This window comes from Cellulomonas sp. Leaf334 (assembly GCF_001424195.1).
Taxonomy (GTDB): Bacteria; Actinomycetota; Actinomycetes; order Actinomycetales; family Cellulomonadaceae; genus Cellulomonas.
The window spans coordinates 1,986,811-2,001,783 of the sequence record NZ_LMOO01000001.1 but is presented as its reverse complement, the minus strand read 5'-3'; the positions used below and the strand labels follow the sequence as shown (position 1 = coordinate 2,001,783).

Below are 14,973 nucleotides of genomic sequence, written 5' to 3'. Positions count from 1 at the left end.
GCTTCCTCGCGTGCCGGGCTTCGTTGCCGGACGCCGGATCCGATTATTAACGCGAAATGACGTATTAACAAGATCCTGGTTCGTCCGGATCATCTCGGGAGGTCTCAGGCGTGCAGCAGGAGGTCCGACGGGCGTGGGGTGAACGCCTGGCTCAGCACCAGCCGCCCCGCCCCCACCGCACCCACCTGCGAGCCCAGCGGGGAGCCCAGCACGGCCACCGAGTGCGAGCTGCTGGGCACCCGGTGGCTCGCCACCAGCTTCTCCAGCGCCGGCATCGCGTGCCGCTCCATCCGCGACCACAGCGGGCCGCCGACGATCACCGTGTCCAGGTCGCCTAGGTCGGTGACCACGACCGCACCCATGCCGAGCCGTCGACCGGCCGTCTCCAGCACCTCGACGGCACGCGCGTCACCGTCGTCCGCCGCCGCACACAGCACCGTGAACGCCTGGTCCAGCTCGACCACGTCGCGAGCCTCGGGCAGCGGGACCCCCGCCGCCCGGCCCTGCTGCACGAGGATCCCCTCGCCCAGCACTGCGCCGAGGCAGCCGCGCTTGCCGCACTCGCACACCGGCCCGGACGGGTCCACCACGAAGTGTCCCGCCTCGCCCGCGTTGCCCGACGCGCCGCGCACCACCTCGTCGCGGATCACCAGCGACATCGCGACGCCCGTCCCGAGGTAGAAGAACACGAACTCGCTCGACCGGTGCACGCCCGGGTCCCACAGGTGGGCCGACGCCGCCGCGATCGTGTCCTTGTCCAGCAGCACCGGCAGCCCCGTCCGGGCCTGCACCGCGTCCCGCAGCGGCACACCGTCCCAGCCGGGCAGGTGGGGCGGGTCGAGCACGATGCCGCGGTCCACGTCGATCGGTCCGGGGCTCGCGATGCCGATGCCCAGCAGCAGCGCCCGGTCGATGCCGGCGGACGCGACCAGACCCTCGATCGCGCCGACGATCCCCTCGACGACCAGCTCCGGCTGGTCCGGACGCGGCACCGGCAGGTGCGACTCGGCCACCGCGTTGCCCGCGAGGTCGAGGATCACGAACGTCATGGTCGCGGGGTCCAGGTGGACGCCGATCGCGTACCGACCGCTGGCGTCCAGGTGGACCAGCGTGCCCGGCCGGCCCGGCCCCAGCCGCGACCCCTCACCCTCCTCGCGCACCAGCCCCTGCTCGAGCAGCCGCCGCGTCGCGTTGGTCACCGTCTGCGCGGACAGCCCCGTCCGCCGGGCCAGCTGCGCACGGGTCAGACCCGAGTCCGCCCGTCGCACCACGTCGAGGATCACCGTCTGGTTGAACCCCGCCATCCGCGGCAGGTTCGTCCCTCGGCGCACTGGTCCCACCCCCGGTCACGTCCGTCGATCCGCTCGGCCGGGACATCATGTCACCGCGCCGCCGCGCGTCCGGTCACCGCGATCGTCAGCTGGCAGCGACGCGAGCAGGCTCGCCTGCGGACGGCGCTCGCGGCCGGTCGGCTCGCGGACCAGGCGCGCGTCGACCGTGAAGCCGGCGGCCTCGATCAGCGCAGCGACCGTGTCGGGCGAGTGCAGCCACGCGTCGCACTGCACGTCGTGCCCGTACGCGTGGGTCAGCGACCGGTGCTCGTCGGCACCCGCCTGGAACCCGAGCAGCAGGTGCCCGCCGGGCACCAGGACCCGACGCAGCTCGGCGACGACCTCCGGCAGACCCTCGGGCGGCGTGTGGATGATCGAGTACCAGGCCAGCACGCCCGCGACACCCCCGTCGGGAAGGTCCAGGGCGGTCATCGACCCGACCTCGAAGCGCAACGACGGGTACGTCTCCCGCGCGACGGCGATCATGCCGGGCGACAGGTCGATGCCGACGACGTCGATGCCCAGCCCGGACAGGTACGCGCTCATCCGGCCGGTCCCGCAGCCGACGTCCGCGACCGGCCCGTCGACGCGGTCCGCGAAGTCGGCGAGCATCGCGCGGTCCAGCGGACCCTCGGCGTCCAGCCCGGTGACCAGCCGTGCGTAGTCCTCCGCGACGGTGTCGTACGTCGCCCGGGTGGCGTCGAGGGACACGGGTCAGTCCCGGACCACGAAGCCCGCCCGCAGGAGCACCTCGTCGCGCGACGACGGGCCCACCAGCAGCTCGAACTTCCCGGGCTCGACGATCCGCCGGCCGTTCGCGTCGACCAGCGTGCAGTCGGCGACGGGCAGCGCGAGGTCGACGACGACACGCTCCCCCGGGGCGACGTCCACCTGCCGGTAGGTCTTGAGCTCCTTGGTCGCCCAGGTCACGGACGTGACGGTGTCGCGGACGTAGACCTGCACGGTCTCCCGCGACGGCCGGTCGCCCGTGTTGTGCAGCGTGACGTGGGCGCGCACGGTGTCGTCGACCCCGAGCACCGCCTCGACCACCTGCAGGTCCGCGTACTCGACGGTCGTGTAGGACAGCCCCTCGCCGAACGCGAACGGCACCCGCTGCGTCAGGTCCGCGTACCGCGTGCCGTGCTGGCCGGGCAGCTGGTTGTAGAACACGGGCAGCTGGCCGACGTGCTCCGCGAACGAGATGGGCAACCGCCCCGACGGCTCGATCCGGCCCAGCACCAGCTCGGCGATCGCGGTCCCGCCACGCATCCCGGGGTTCGCGGCCCAGAGGATCGCCGCGGCGTTCCTGGCCGACGGCGGGAGCACGTGCGGCTTGCTGGCGATGACGACGACGACCATCGGCGTGCCCGTCTCCGCGAGCGCGTCGAGCAGGGCCACCTGCCCACCGACGAGCTCCAGCGTCGCCGTCGACCGACCCTCGCCGACGAGCTCGATGCGGTCACCGACCACCGCGACGACGACGTCGGCGTCGCGCGCCGCGGCCACCGCCTCGGCGATCAGCGCGGCGTCGGGGTCGGTCGGGAACACCACCTGCGGGCGCGGCTGGCCGTCGGGGAAGAACTCGCCCTCGGGGTCGGCGCCGAGCGTCAGGATGTCCGCGCCGCGGGCGTGCGTGACGGTCCAGCCGTCGGGCACCTGGGCGCGGAAGCCGTCGAGCACGGTCTGCGTCAGCTCGCGCGGGTGGCCGTCGGGCAGCCAGTCGGCCTGGCCGGACGAGCCCGCCCAGTCGCCGAGCTGCGTGTGCTGGTCGTCGGCGTTGGGGCCGACGACGGCGATCGTCTTCTTCTCGTCGGAGAGCGGGAGCGTCCCGTCGTTGGTCAGCAGCACCAGCGAACGACGGGCCAGCTCCAGGTTCAGCTCGGCGTGCTCGGCCGAGCCGATGACCGCCGTCTGCCGCTCCACCGACGGCTGCCGGGGGTCCTCGAACAGCCCCAGCTCGAACTTCAGGGTGAGGATCCGGCCGACGGCCGCGTCGAGGGCGGCCTCGTCGAGAAGGCCCTCCCGCACGGCCTCCTGCGCACCCTCGAAGAACCCGGGCGTCGTCATCACCATGTCGTTGCCGGCCCGCACGGCCGCCGCCGACGCATGCGCGTAGTCGGGCTGGATGTGCTGCTCCCAGACCATCCGGCCGACGTTGTCCCAGTCCGTGACGAGCGTGCCCTCGTAGCCCCACTCGCCGCGCAGGACCTCGTTGAGCAGCCACTCGTTGATCGTGATCGGGACGCCGTCCATCGACTGGTACCCGAGCATGAACGTCCGGCACCCCTCGCGAGCGACGCGCTCGAACGGGGGCAGGAACCAGGAGCGGAGCTTGCGGCGGGAGATGTCCGCCTCGGTGGCGTCGCGGCCGCCCTGCGTCTCGGAGTAGCCCGCGAAGTGCTTGGCCGTCGCCAGGATCGCCGTCGGGTCCGACAGCCCGTCGCCCTGGTAGCCCCGGACCATCGCGGAGGCCAGCTCGCCGAGGAGGAACGGGTCCTCGCCGAACGTCTCGCTGACCCGGCCCCAGCGCAGGTCACGGGCGATGCAGAGCACCGGCGAGAACGTCCAGTGGATGCCGGTCGCCGCCACCTCGACGGCCGTCGCCCGCGCGGCCCGCTCCAGCAGGTCCGCGTCCCAGGTCGCCGCCATGCCGAGCTGCGTCGGGAAGATCGTCGCGCCCTCCCAGAAGGAGTGCCCGTGGATGCAGTCCTCCGCGATCAGCAGCGGGATCTGCAGGCGCGTCTGCGCGGTGAGCTCGTGGGCCTGGCGCACCCGCTCCGGCGAGGTGTGCAGGATCGACCCGACGTGCAGGTTGAGGACCAGGTCCTCGACACCGCCCTGGGAGTTCAGCTGCATCATCTGCCCGACCTTCTCTGCGAGCGTCATGCGCCCGACGAGGTCGGCGACGCGCTCTGCGACGGAGAGGGCAGGGTCCTGGTAGGGCGCGTTCATGGCGATGTCCCGGTGTCGGATCGATTCGACGATGATGTCTGCGGGACACCCTAGAGGAGCGTGCGATGACGGACGAGTACGAAGCGGTTAGGGCGAAGCTGAACACGGGCGAGCTGTACGTCGACTTCGGCCCCGGCCTGGACGCGCTCGAGGCCGAGCGTGTCGCAGGCAAGGAGCTGACCTACGACTTCAACCACTCCCGCCCGGGTGAGGCCGCGCGGCGGACGGCGATCCTGCAGCAGCTCCTCGGCTCCGTCGGCTCCGACGTCTGGATCGAGCCCCCCTTCCACGTCTCGTACGGCTCGCACGTGCACGTCGGCGACGGGTTCTACGCCAACTTCAACCTCGTGCTCGTCGACGACGCCGACATCCACATCGGCGACCGCGTCATGATCGCCCCCAACGTCACCATCTCGACCGCCGGCCACCCGACCGTGCCCGAGGAGCGCGTCGGCGGATGGCAGTTCTCCCTGCCCGTGCACATCGAGGACGACGTGTGGATCGGCGCGGGCGTGGTGATCCTGCCCGGCGTGACCATCGGCGCGGGCAGCGTGATCGGCGCCGGGTCCGTCGTCACACGCGACATCCCGCCACGCGTCGTCGCGGTCGGCTCACCGTGCCGGGTGCTGCGGTCCGTCGACGAGGACCGGGCGCCGAACAGCCTCGACTAGGGCGTGTCTTCCTGCTGGCCTGCCATGATCTGGGCGTGCGTGAGTTTCTGATCCGTACGGTCGCCGATCATGGCTGGCCCGCGATCCGTGCCGACCGGATGGCATCGGTCCTCCTGGCGGAGGGCTGGGCATCCGAGCCCATCGACGGGGAAGGTGACTTCCGTGCCCGCGTCGAGGGGATCGAGATCGCGTACTCCGGTGAGGAGGTCGGCTGGCAGGTAGTCGTCGACGGCGACCTGCCTCGGGCGGAGGACTGGATGGCACAGGTCACGGAGCAGGTCGCCGTGGCCGCTGGCGAGGCCTGTGAGTGGCTGGAGTTCTAGGTCGCGCCCAGCCGGGTGATGATGGCGGCGCCCGCGCGGTGGACGACGGCGAGCCGGTCGTCGCGGTTGGCGGGACCGCGCCCACCGCCTGACCAGGGCGAAGGAGCGCTCCACGGGCACCTCCGCAGTGCCCACTCACCACACCCACGGCGACGCCCCACCTCGCTCGCGCCGTCCCGATGCCGCGGGCCGGCGACGACGATGCTCGAACTCAGTGGCGTTCCCGCAGGTCACAGGCGCATGTCAGTGGCTGGTCGTACATTTGTTCTATGCCCGATCGGGCGACTCGTGTGCGGCAGGAGGTGGTCACGGTGACGGCGGTGCTCGACGATCGCGTCGTCGACGACCTCGACGCGACGGGGCTTGCGTGGACCCTCGGCCTGCCGCCGATGACGTCCCCCGCCCTCGTGTGGGCCGACTCCGGGCGCGGCGCTCGTCCCGAGGCAGCACCGGCGGTCCCACCGGGTGCGCGCGTGGTGGACCTGGGCGCGGTCGAGGACTTCCCGATCCCCGACACGGACGTCGCGCAGCTGGTCGCGATGCTCGGTTCGGTCCCGGTCGCCGAGGTCTCCGGGGCGGCGCTGGTGAACGGGGTCGCGGCGTGGCAGCAGGTCCTGAACATGGTCGAGGCCGCGCAGGCGGTGTGGGTCCGCGAGCTCGAGGCACGGACGCCGGACGCGCTGCGGCACGTGCCCGACGAGCTCGCGTGCGCCCTGGTCTCGACGAGGCGCCACGCCGAGAACCTGTTCCTCCGCGCGTGGGGCACGGCACAGCACCCCGCGTTGGCCGACGCGTGGACGGCCGGCGCCGTCGCCGCACGCAAGGTCGACGTGATCCTGGACGAGGTCGGTCGGGGCGGCGGGAGCCTGTCACGCAGCGAGGTCGCCGCGGTGGTCGCCGATGCCGTGGACCGCGCGGAGACGATGACCGGCCCGCAGCTGACCCGGCACGTGCGTGCGACCCTGATCGCCGCCGACCCGGCCGTCGCCGAGCAGCGTCGCGTCGTGGAGCGGGAGCGGCGAGGCGTGTTCCTGGACCTGGCGCCCGACGCGATGGCCCGCCTGATCGCGTACCTGCCCGCGGCCGAGGCGACGGCGGCATTCACTGCGATCGACGCTCTGGCCGGGCACGCGGCCCTCGACGGCGACGAACGGACTGTCGACCAGCGCCGCGCGGACGCGTTCAGCGACGTGTTCATGTCGATCCTGGACCGGCAGGCGACCCCGGACGGGACAGCCCTCCCCACACGTCACGGGCAGCGGGTCGCCCTGCAGGTCACCGTCGCCGCCAGCACCCTGGCGGGCCTTGACGACGCCCCCGCCGTCCTCGGTTCCTACGGACCCATCCCGGCGCAGGTCGCCCGTGAGCTCGCCCAGGACGCCACCTGGCGCCGCGTGCTGACCGACCCCGCCACCGGGCAGGCCTGCTCCGTCGGCACCCAGTCGTACCGGCCGGGTGCCGACCTGACGCGCACGGTGCAGGCGCGCGACGTGACCTGCACCTTCCCGGGCTGTCGCCAGCCCGCGACCCGGTGCGAGATCGACCACCGCGTCCCCTACGACTTCACGCGCGACCAGGAGCTGCACGACCCGCAGACCTGCGAGTCGAACCTCCACGCGTTGTGCAAGCACCACCACCAGGCCAAGACGGACGGCTGGTGGACCGTCACCTACGACCGGACCACCGGCGTCTCGTCGTGGACGGACCGGCACGGCATCACGAGCGCCCGACATCCCGTCCCGGTCCTGGTCCCACCCCAGGCGCTCCACCACCGACCACCGCCACCACCCCGAGCCGACCGCGACGACCCCCCGTTCTGAGCTGCGGACGATCGTCGCCCTCGCACACACGCCGACCACTGTCGCGCGCAGGAGCCCACCCCCGTCGGCATACCGACCGCCCCGGCCGGAGCGCGCCGCGGACCCGTTCGGTCGCGTATCGAAACCGGTCGATGCGGACAGGTGCGCCCGCTACGTTGGCGCGCATGCGTATCGCGGTCCTGTCCGACGTGCACGGCAACCTGACCGCGTTCGACGCGGTGCTGGCGGACATCGACGCGCGCGGGATCACGACGATCCTCAACCTCGGTGATGTCGCCGGGAAGGGTCCGCGTGGCTCGGCGGCGGTCGCCCGCACCCGCGAGCGCTGCGCGCTGACGGTCCGGGGGAACTGGGACGACTTCCTGCCGGTGTCGGCCGAGCACGACGACCCGGCGATCCGCTGGTGGCACGACGAGCTGACGGTCGACGACCGGACCTGGCTGTCCGCGTTGCCGCTGAGCCACGACCTGGTGGTCGCGGGCCGGAACGTCCGGCTGTTCCACGCGTCGGCGACGAGCGTCTACACGCGGGTGCACTTCCACCACTCCGCCGACGAGTTCGCGGCGATGTTCGCGACCACCGAGCTCACGGGCGACGGCCCAGAGCCGACCGTGGTCCTCTACGGCGACGTCCACGACGCCTACGTCGAGACCGACCGCGGCCGCACCCTGGTCAACGTGGGCAGCGTCGGCAACCCGCTGGACGAGACGACCGCGTCGTACGTGATCCTCGAGGGCGTGGGCCAGACGTTCAGCCTGCAGATCGTGCGCGTGCCGTACGACGTGGAGGCGGAGATCGCCGTCGCCGAGGCCGCAGGGATGCCCGAGCTGGAGGCGTGGGCGATCGAGCTGCGGACCGCCATCTACCGCGGCATGCACGCCGAGCTGGCGTCGAGCGACTGACGACGGGATGCGGTCGGAGGCGGTCGGCTCGACCGCCTGACCGGCCCTGCGACGGAGGTCCGGGCCGTCGCCGGTTCCGTCGAGGCTGAGCCTGGTCGAGCATGCTCAATCAGGGTCGAGCAGGTTCGTCAGCGGTCGAGCCGGTAGCGGCTCCAGTCGAAGCTGCGGCTGTGGGCGGCGAAGTAGCCGCCGTCGAGGTGCACGTCGTGATGGTCGAGCACCAGCGTCAGCACGTCTCCGTCGAGGGTGATCTCGGGGGCGTCCTGGGGACGGTGCTGGTCCCAGCTGCGCACCGCGGGGCGCGACTCGACCGAGCCGTGGGCGTCTCGGCCCTCCTCCACGGTGTGCAGGTGGACCCGGCCGCCACCCCCGTCTCCCGTGAAGGTCCAGGCCTGGGCGTACTCGATGTCGCCGCCCCAGTAGCCGGCGCAGTACAGGCTGACCACCGAGTCGGTGGCGACGCTGATCCGGCGGAGGAGGAGCAGCAGCCCGAGGGGCGGGTGGACACCCGACGGGTCGTCGCCGGGCGGTGCGCAGAGCTCGCGCACGACGAGGAGCCCCTGGGTGGGCATCGACAGCGGGGCCGACCCCGGCGACCAGTGGGCGGGCAGGTCGGCGACCCGGAACAGGGCGTCACCGAAGGCGTGCCGGAGCGGGGCGATGACGTCCGGACGAGGTTCGGCGAACACCTGGTGCGCGAACCAGGTCACGGTGACGCCGCGGCGTCGTGACCCACCGCGGCGACCAGCCGGCGGACCACCTCGTCGGGGTCCGACTCCCACTCGGTGGCGAGCACCTGCACGACGCGCCACCCGCCGGAACGCAGCGCGGTCGGCTGGGTGACGCGGCGCTCGTCGAGGGAGTGCGCGAGGAGCCGGGACGGCTGGTCGACGAGCACCCCGACGGTGTGCTCCGCGGCGCCGACGGGTCGCAGTGCCAGGTCGGCGCGGAACGCGGACTGCCCGACGCCGGCGACGACCTCGACGCCGGCCGCGCGGACCGCGTCGGCGATCTGCTCGACGATCGGTGAGACGGGCTCGGGTGCGGTCCGCCCGCTGCGCTCGCGGAGCCCGGTCAGCACGCCGGACGCCGCCGCCGCGTCGCCGTTGGAGACCGCGTCGGCGTAGTGCAGGAAGCCGCGCAGGGTGTTGGCGCCGTCGTTGTAGGTGTTGGTGATCGCGGTGTGGTCGATGCTGCTGACCAGGACCATGTGCCGGCGGGCGCGGCTGAAGATGACGTTGAGGCGCTTCTCGCCGCCCGCGTTGTTGATGGGCCCGAAGTTCATGCGCATGCGACCGTCGGGGCCGGCGGCGTAGCAGACGCTCATGAGGATGACGTCGCGCTCGTCGCCCTGGACGTTCTCGAGGTTCTTCACGAACAGCCCGACCACCTGGCCGTCCTCCTCGCGTGCGAGCTCGGCGTCGTACCGGCGGGCGAACTCGGCGTCCTCGCGGCCGAGGCGCTCCAGCGCACGCTCGATCTCGGACTGCTGCGCCTCGGAGAACGCGACGATCCCGAGCGTCTGACCGGTCCCCCGGGCCAGCAGCTCGCGGACCAGGTGCGCGATCCAGACGGCCTCCTGCGGGTTGGTGCGCTGCGTGTACACACCGTCGAGCACCCGGATGGCGCTGATGCTCCGCTCCAGCAGACCGTCGACGGCGGCGGTGACGTCGTCGGGGGCCATGGCGGAGACGGTCACCTCCAGCGGACGCGCCCGTACGTGGGTCAGGGTCCGGTCCGGGATCGTGGTCAGCCGGCCCTCGTAGAAAGCCGCGTTGCTGAACTGGATGAGCGCCTCGTACTGGCTGCGGTAGTGCCACGTCAGCATGGTCGACGGCAGCCGGACGGACCCGACCGCGAGGAAGCTGTCGGAGTCGAGCACGACCCCCACCGGGGCGTCGTCGTCGCTGACCTGCTCGTCGGAGGCCGGTGCACCGACCTGGAAGTACCGCGTCGGCGGCAGCTGCATCCGGTCCCCGACGACGATGACCTGCGCGCCACGGAACAGCGCCGGCACGGCTTCCTCGACGGGGATCTGGCTGGCCTCGTCGAAGATCACGACGTCGAACGACGTCTCCAGCGGCAGGGTGTCCGACAGCGACGACGGGCTCATCAGCCACACCGGGCGCATCGCCGCGACGACCGCGCCGGGGTCCGACGAGGCCAGGTGCCGGATCGACTTGTACGCGCGGACCTTGCCGAACTCGTGCTCCAGCTCGCGCCGGCCGGCCATCCAGACCGCCTTGAGCGCTCGGTCCTCGGCGTTCATGCCGGTGACGCTCCGCTGCGAGTGCGCGACGGACTCCGTGAACCGGGCGCGCAGCCGGGCGGTGACCACGGCCGCGTTGGCGCGCTGGAGCTCGGGGGCACGCTCGGCGACCCGGTCCAGCAGGTCGGCGAGCCGGTCGCCGTCGAGCCGGTTCAGGGCGGGCTCCAGCGCACGGGCCTCCCGCATGGACGCGGCGACGACGGCGTGCTCGAGCTGGTCCGGTGACGCGTCGAGGTGCCGGAGCGCGCGCAGCACGGTCGGGGCCGCGGCGAGGTCGCGCAGGGTGCCTGCCGCCGCGCGCACGAGCGCCTGCCCGTCGGCGCCGGTGAGGCCGCGCAGCTCGTCGCGCAACGCTGTCATCGGGAGGTCGTCGGCACCCAGGACGAGTCCCGACAGGCACGCCCGCACCGCGTCGACCTGGTCCGGGAGCCGGTCGAGCACGTCGTCGGGCTCGGTGTCGGCCAGACGCGTGCGCCACACGGCGAGCGCGCCGGTGTACTTCCGGATCGCGGTGATCCGGTCACTGAGCACCGCGAGGTCGCCGTGCCCCCACTCGCGGGCGAGCTCCTGCGAGAGCGCGTCGGCGCGGGCCGCGGTGTCGTAGCGCGCGACGAGCAGCTCCAGCGACTGCGTCACGGTCGGCCGGACCTGCCGGTCACCCGCGTCGAACCCCGCCGCGACCAGCCGCTTCACGCGTCGCCAGCCGCCGTCGAGGAACTTCCAGGCCGACGTCTCGCGTCGGCGGGCGATGTCCAGGGCCGCCGCCGCGTCGGGTGCCGACAACGGCTCGCGCCAGCCCACCGCCGCCCGGTCGGCCGCGTCCGCGGCGGCCTCGACCTCGCGCCAGGCGACCGTCGCCTCCTGCAGCCGCCGGGCGGCCGGCGTGCGCGGCGTGACGGCCGACCCGAGGTCGCGCTGGACCAGCGGGGCGAGCACCGCGTGCATCTGCCCGATCGCGTCCGCGTCGTCCACCGTGAGCCCGTCGGCGTCCCACGACGCGACGAGCAGCGCGAGCACCGCCTCGATCGCGTGCACCGCCTCGTGGGCGCGCTGCGCCACCACCGCGTCGGCGCGCGACTCGTCGAGGATCGCGGGGTCGACCAGGCGGACCGGGGTGCGGGCGAGCACCGGCGCCGCGCCCGCGCGTGCCAGGGCCGAGACCAGCGAGTCGACCAGCGGGCGGGCAGGCACCCAGTCGGCGGGCTCGGGCAGGAGCGCCTGCTCGGCGGGGGTCAGGTCGTCGCCCCAGCGGAACCCCCGCAACGAGATCAGCCGGTCGAGCACGTCCTGCACACCCGCGAGCGCCCGCTCGTACGCACCGACCTCGGTGAGCGCGGCGGTCGTCGCCTCGATCAGCGCCGCCCGTCGCGCCTCGACGGCCTCCAGCGGCTCGTCGTCGGCGAGCCACCGCTCGTACGTGTCCCGCAGGCCGTGCACGAACTCCTTCTTGTCCTGCTGGCTGTCGTGCACCAGCGTGCAGATCTCGCCCAGCCCCTGCGCACGCAGCCGGGCGTGCACGACGTCGAGGGCGGCCCGCTTCTGGCAGACGAACAGGACGCGCTTGCCGTGCGCGACGAAGTCGGCGACCAGGTTGGTGATCGTCTGCGACTTGCCGGTGCCGGGCGGCCCCTGGATGACGAAGTTGTCCCCGGAGCGGGCCAGCGCCACGGCGCCGACCTGCGACGCGTCCGCCGGGACCACCAGGTAGCGGTCGGCCACGGGGACGGTCGCGCCGTGCTCGGCGACGTCCCGCGGGGCGCTCGAGAACAGCTCGTCGAATGCGGCGTTCTCCAGCGGATCGGTCAGGAGGGAGTCGTAGTCGCGGACCAGGCTGAGCGTGCGGTAGTTGAAGTTGGCCAGCGTGACCATCGTCAGGTCGACGTCCCACGTGTACGGGTTCGCGTCGGCCGTCGACTGCACCGAGAACGTCTCGACCACGTGCTGCGGCGCGGGCCGGTCACCCAGCTCGACCGACAGCGGGATGGGTCGCCGCTGGATCCGGTCGGCGTAGATCTGCACGCCCAGCGGTGCCCAGCCCGGACGCCGGTAGGAGTAGGCGTACTGGCGGCGGCCGATCGTCGGGCGGCTGGACGGCCGACGTCGCCGGTACGCCTGGAGCGCCACCTGCGCGCGGTGCCGGACCAGCTCGATGCGGGGCTTGTCGACGAGGGAGACCACGACGGCCGGCTGCGTCGCGCGCGCCTGCTTCTCGATGGTCGCCCGCAGCTCCTCGACGGCCCCGTCCGCGGCGAGGTCGATCGTCTCCGGCAGCCGCAGCCCGAACAGCTCGTCCAGCTGGTGCCGCAGCACCGGGTTGACCTCGGCGACCGTGCTGGTCAGCTCCAGGCGGTACGCGTCGCGCACGCCGCGTTGCTTGGTCACCGTCACCGGCGCCAGCACGAGGGGCGACTCGATCGGTGTCGTCGGGTCGTTCTTCACGTCGTGCCAGCGCAGGAACGCCACGACCAGCCGCAGCTGGTCCCGTCCGTACTCGGCACGGTCGCGGCGGGCCGACGAGATCAGCGCGTCGAGCGCCGCCGCGGCGTAGGGGGCGTCGTCCCAGCGGACCAGGGACCCGACGTCGAGGACCTTCCCGTCGAGCAGCCGGGAGGACGCCGGACCGCCCCAGGTGAACAGCTGTGACGCGCGGATGTGCCGGACGTCCAGCACGAGCGGGACGGACGCCTCGGTGAGGTTGATGGTCCGGCCGGTGGGCCGGAAGTGCAGGAGCGGGTTGCGACGGGAGGCGTCGAAGAGCCGGTCCCGGAGGTGCTCCAGGACGGCCGCGCGGGAGTCGGGCTGCGCGCTCAGCACCCGGTCGAGGTCGAAGTCCTCTGGCTGGTCTCGGTACGACTCCAGCCGCGCGACGACGTCGGCGAGGTCCTGCGCGCGGCGCCGGCGGTCGGGCGCGATCATCGCGCTGGCGACCGTCGCGAGGACCGGGTGCAGCCCGGGGTCCAGGGCGAACAGGTTGTTCCGGCGCTCCTGCAGCAGCGCCGCGTCACTCTCCTCGGCCAGGTCCAGCCCGCACACGAGCGCGACGAACAGCTCGCCCAGGCTGGCGATGTCGGTGAGCTCGTCGTGGTGGCCGACGAGATGCTCCCAGCGCTGCCAACCGGCGACGATCCGGACGGAACCCTCCTCGTGGTCGACCTCGACGGCCCCGCTGAGCTCCGCGGCAGCGATCGCCGACCTGTTCCGCACCGGCGGCCCGGCGAGCGTCTCGTCGACGGTCACCGGGTCGTCGCCGTCGTCGGCCAGCGCCGCGAGGCCCCGCAGCGGCGCGACCCTGCCCGTCTCGTGCAGCGCCTGCACCGTGCGGAACAGGGGCAGCAGCAGACCGAGGACGTCGTCGGCGGGCAGCCCGCCACGGTCCACCGCACGCTCGACCAGCCGGCGCATCAGCGCACCACCCGCGGGGAGTCGGCCGACGCGAGCACCCTGGACATCGCCCGGTCGCCCAGGTCCAGCTCGGCGCCGAACATCCGCAGCAGCTCGTCGCCCAGCCCCACCCGGCGGGCCAGCGCGAGCACCGCGCCCAGGTCGTCGGCACCGCCCTCGTCGTCGGCCGTCGCGAAGTCGAGCAGCACGGCCGCCAGGTAGGTGCGCGTCTCGGTGGCGAGCGTCGTGGGCATGTCCGTGATGACCGGGGTGCCGCCGACGACGACCCCGAACCGCCGCGCCAGGTCCAGGGCCTCCTCGCTGCGGACGGCGTCGTCCGCCACGAGCATCCACACGAGCGACCGCGTGATCTCGACGAGCCGGTCCTGCCCCAGCACGTCGAGCACCGCGAGGTCGAGCTGCGGACCCAGCGACGCCTCGACCATCGCGTCGGCACCAGGACCGCGCTCCGCCCACTCCTGCAGCGCCCACGCCCGCAGGACGGTCTCCGGGTGGGTGCTGCCGGCGCTCGGCACGCTGTAGTCCACCTCGGCGGCCTGCCGCAGGTACGCCGCCGAGTCGACCTTCGTCAGGCCGGTGACCACCTTGACCAGCCCGCTCACGGTCGTCGTCAGCGAGCCGCTCGCCAGCATCCCGCCGCGGTCGGCGACCAGCTCGGTGGCCAGCCGGAACCGGCGGGCAGTCTCCAGGTACTCCGACGGGGTGCGGGCGTCGGACTCGGCCGCGTCGAGCAACCGCGACGCCGCCAGGTACCGACCCTCGTCCGCGGTCCACAGGACGTGGTGCGCCAGCTCGTGACCCGCGACCGCGCACAGCTCCTCGGGGTCGAGCAGGTTCAGCAGGCTGCCGGAGAGGATCAGGACCGCCCGGTCCGGCACGAACACGAGCTCGGCGGCGCCGCCCTGCCCACGCTCGTCGACGTAGATCTCGATCGGGAGCACGACCCCGAGCGCGTCCGCGGCCCGCTGGACGGCCGCGTGCACCTCGGCGTGCCCGACCGGGTCCACGCGGTACGTCTGCCGCAGCAGCACCTGCTCGAGCTCCGCCGTCGGGGTGGTGGGCCGCAGGGACCGGAACGCCACGGGGTTCTCCCGTTCCAGGATCGTCGCGACGTCGCGGTGGTACGCGAGCGGTCCGAACCCCGTCACCAGCGTTCCCTTCGTCGTCATGGCCCGGCGACGATAACGCGAGCGGGGGACATCTTCGCGGAGTCTTCACATTCGCGCCTAGGCGCGGGGGCGTCCGGTTCGGCAGGGTGAAGCGCGTCCAGGCCGGACCGGGCGCAGGGGGCGAACGGACGGCG

10 protein-coding genes are annotated in these 14,973 nt (G+C 73.1%); 4 read left to right on the top strand and 6 right to left on the bottom strand.

The annotated features are described in order from the left end of the window. Window positions 1-104: 104 nt before the first annotated feature. Genes ASF78_RS09185 through ASF78_RS09175 form a run of 3 tightly spaced genes read right to left on the bottom strand, consistent with a single transcriptional unit; the run spans window position 105 to window position 4,283 of the window. Window positions 105-1,331, bottom strand: coding sequence for an ROK family transcriptional regulator (locus ASF78_RS09185; protein ID WP_056587162.1), 1,227 nt, complete (start codon window positions 1,329-1,331; stop codon window positions 105-107). Window positions 1,332-1,376: 45 nt separating this feature from the next. Then, complete coding sequence (locus ASF78_RS09180; protein ID WP_056587159.1) at window positions 1,377-2,042, bottom strand: class I SAM-dependent methyltransferase; 666 nt, start codon at window positions 2,040-2,042, stop codon at window positions 1,377-1,379. A 3-nt stretch (window positions 2,043-2,045) separates the two neighbouring features. Continuing rightward, entirely contained in the window at window positions 2,046-4,283 is a 2,238-nt protein-coding gene (locus tag ASF78_RS09175) for a glycoside hydrolase family 3 N-terminal domain-containing protein (RefSeq protein WP_056587156.1), read from the bottom strand. Between the two features lie 65 nt (window positions 4,284-4,348). Between ASF78_RS09175 and ASF78_RS09170 the strand changes: the two genes are divergently transcribed. From ASF78_RS09170 to ASF78_RS09155, 4 genes are all read left to right on the top strand, one after another. Further along, complete coding sequence (locus ASF78_RS09170) at window positions 4,349-4,954, top strand: sugar O-acetyltransferase (protein ID WP_056587153.1); 606 nt, start codon at window positions 4,349-4,351, stop codon at window positions 4,952-4,954. 35 nt (window positions 4,955-4,989) lie between these two features. After that, the gene (locus ASF78_RS09165; protein WP_056587150.1) at window positions 4,990-5,277 is read left to right on the top strand and encodes a hypothetical protein; all 288 of its coding nucleotides are present in this window, start codon (window positions 4,990-4,992) and stop codon (window positions 5,275-5,277) included. Window positions 5,278-5,546: 269 nt separating this feature from the next. Beyond that, window positions 5,547-7,097: an HNH endonuclease signature motif containing protein gene (locus ASF78_RS09160; protein ID WP_162243348.1), complete on the top strand. Its 1,551-nt coding sequence runs from the start codon at window positions 5,547-5,549 to the stop codon at window positions 7,095-7,097. A gap of 164 nt (window positions 7,098-7,261) precedes the next feature. Then, entirely contained in the window at window positions 7,262-7,999 is a 738-nt protein-coding gene (locus tag ASF78_RS09155) for a metallophosphoesterase (protein WP_056587144.1), read from the top strand. A gap of 128 nt (window positions 8,000-8,127) precedes the next feature. On the opposite strand, the gene ASF78_RS09150 is transcribed toward ASF78_RS09155, so the two are convergent. Genes ASF78_RS09150 through ASF78_RS09140 form a run of 3 tightly spaced genes read right to left on the bottom strand, consistent with a single transcriptional unit; the run spans window position 8,128 to window position 14,839 of the window. After that, window positions 8,128-8,709 carry a hypothetical protein gene (locus ASF78_RS09150; RefSeq protein WP_056587142.1) on the bottom strand — a complete coding sequence of 194 codons (582 nt, stop codon included), beginning with the start codon at window positions 8,707-8,709 and terminating at the stop codon, window positions 8,128-8,130. Further along, on the bottom strand, window positions 8,706-13,670 hold the full coding sequence (locus tag ASF78_RS09145) for an AAA domain-containing protein (protein ID WP_056587138.1): 4,965 nt from the start codon (window positions 13,668-13,670) through the stop codon (window positions 8,706-8,708). The genes ASF78_RS09150 and ASF78_RS09145 overlap by 4 nt, the downstream gene beginning before the upstream one ends. Beyond that, on the bottom strand, window positions 13,670-14,839 hold the full coding sequence (locus ASF78_RS09140; RefSeq protein WP_056587135.1) for a M48 family metalloprotease: 1,170 nt from the start codon (window positions 14,837-14,839) through the stop codon (window positions 13,670-13,672). The genes ASF78_RS09145 and ASF78_RS09140 overlap by 1 nt, the downstream gene beginning before the upstream one ends. Window positions 14,840-14,973 lie beyond the last annotated feature (134 nt).

Excerpts from the sequence above, each read along its gene's own strand:
- ASF78_RS09160 (WP_162243348.1), top strand. The coding sequence starts at position 5,547 with ATGCCCGATCGGGCGACTCGTGTGCGGCAGGAGGTGGTCACGGTGACG.
- ASF78_RS09140 (WP_056587135.1), bottom strand. The coding sequence starts at position 14,839 with ATGACGACGAAGGGAACGCTGGTGACGGGGTTCGGACCGCTCGCGTAC.
- ASF78_RS09155 (WP_056587144.1), top strand. The coding sequence starts at position 7,262 with ATGCGTATCGCGGTCCTGTCCGACGTGCACGGCAACCTGACCGCGTTC.
- ASF78_RS09170 (WP_056587153.1), top strand. The coding sequence starts at position 4,349 with ATGACGGACGAGTACGAAGCGGTTAGGGCGAAGCTGAACACGGGCGAG.
- ASF78_RS09145 (WP_056587138.1), bottom strand. The coding sequence starts at position 13,670 with ATGCGCCGGCTGGTCGAGCGTGCGGTGGACCGTGGCGGGCTGCCCGCC.
- ASF78_RS09175 (WP_056587156.1), bottom strand. The coding sequence starts at position 4,283 with ATGAACGCGCCCTACCAGGACCCTGCCCTCTCCGTCGCAGAGCGCGTC.